Annotated in this window: 1 protein-coding gene and 1 pseudogene; both read left to right on the top strand. The window is 42.9% G+C overall.

From position 1 onward, the window contains the following. Positions 1-220: 220 nt before the first annotated feature. A pseudogene (locus FTU03_RS15920) lies at positions 221-1,360 on the top strand (ISNCY family transposase); the annotation flags it as partial. A gap of 42 nt (positions 1,361-1,402) precedes the next feature. Beyond that, the coding region (locus FTU03_RS15915; protein ID WP_151817486.1) for an IS6 family transposase at positions 1,403-1,874 on the top strand (472 nt) is incomplete at its 3' end.

The raw sequence follows: 1,874 nt of genomic DNA, 5'->3' as shown, positions 1-1,874 counted from the left end.
TGAGAACTGCCTTGTTTTGAAACTTGGTTGGCTTTAATTAGTTTTTAGTATTCTTTATAGAAAATGCCTCGATCAAGGGGCATTTCTAACAATCATTTAACATAAAATTTCTTATGTGAAGTAACCTTGTTAGAAACCATTTAAAGTGTCTATATTCTCACCAATAAAAATGTCTAGTTTATGATGGTTTTTACCATCATGGACTGGATATAAATTAGAGATGTTGATCACTATGTCTGACAAGGAAATTCAACGTCTTGCAGTTCTGCAAGACGTTCGAGATCATCGTATTACCCAGGTCCGTGCTGCTGAAATCCTGAATCTTTCCACTCGTCAAATTACCCGGTTATTGCAGAAACTCAATCAAGACGGTGTTTCAGGTCTGGCACATGCCAGTCGTGGTCAACCTGGCCATCATCGCCATGATGAGTTATTAAAATCAAAATGTCTTTCCATTATTTCTGAACATCTGCTGGGCTTTGGACCTACCTTGGCGCATGAGAAGCTCAGCAGCATATTTGACCTGAATATCCCGGTAGAAACGGTTCGGCGCTGGATGATGGCCAATGACCTCTGGATTCCGCGATCCAAGCGCCTTAAACGTCCATATCAGCCACGTTATAACCGGGATTGCTTCGGTGAGCTGATCCAGATTGATGGCTCATATCATGACTGGTTCGAAGGACGCGCTGCTAAGTGCTGTTTATTGGTGTATATCGATGATGCCACTGGAAAGCTGTTGCATCTACGCTTCTGTGAGGCGGAAACCACCTTCGACTATATGCTTTCAACCCGAGCCTACATTGAACAATACGGCAAACCTCTGGCCTTTTATAGCGACAAACATTCGGTATTCAGAGTTAATCAGAAATCCAGGAAAGACAGCCAGATCACGCAATTTGGGCGGATTCTGAACGAGTTAAATATTGATATTATCTTTGCCAACTCACCACAGGCTAAAGGTCGCGTAGAACGCGCGAATAGAACCCTTCAAGACCGTTTGATCAAGGAGATGCGTCTGGAAGGCATCAGTTCAATTGCCGAAGCCAATGCATGGCTACCCTGCTTCATTGAGCACTTCAATCAGAAGTTTGCCAAGTGTGCGAGAAACTCGAAGAATTTACATCGATCTTTAACGGAATCTGATGCTGAGCTGGAGGATATATTCACTTGGCAGGAACCGCGTAAGGTCACGAAGAACCTAACCATCACCTATGACAAGTGTATTTATCTGCTTGAACCGACAGAGCTGAATCATAAGCTTGTTGGGCAATACATTTCATTTCTGGAGTACCCGGATGGCACTGTGGCCCTCATGCATGAAGGACGGAAGATCAACGGCACTGTTGCAAATAGGCTGACATGATAAGCTAAATATCTTATTTATTTCGAGATACAGCAGATGAATCCCTTCCACGGTCGGCACTTTCAAGGTGAAATCATTCTTTGGGCTGTTCGTTGGTATTGTAAATATGGCATCAGCTATCGTGAACTTCAGGAAATGCTGGCCGAACGTGGAGTGAATGTTGATCACACCACAATTTATCGCTGGGTTCAGCGTTATGCTCCAGAAATGGAAAAACGTTTACGTTGGTATTGGCGTAATCCTACAGATCGACATTTATGGCATCTGGATGAAACTTACGTAAAAGTGAATGGCAAATGGGCATATCTATACCGTGCAGTTGACCAACGTGGCCATACTCTTGATTTCTATCTTTCTGCTAGACGAAATACCCATTCAGCTTATTGTTTTCTTGGAAAAATTTTAAATAATGTGAAGAAGTGGCAAATTCCACAAGTGATCAACACGGATAAAGCACCCACATATGGACGTGCTTTATCACGGTTAAAACGGGAAGGTAAATGTCCAC

The sequence above is a fragment of the Acinetobacter sp. YH12046 genome, assembly GCF_013419905.1.
In the GTDB taxonomy this organism is placed as follows: Bacteria; Pseudomonadota; Gammaproteobacteria; order Pseudomonadales; family Moraxellaceae; genus Acinetobacter.
Note: the sequence above shows the minus strand (reverse complement) of the source record. Positions and strands in the feature narration are given on the sequence as shown.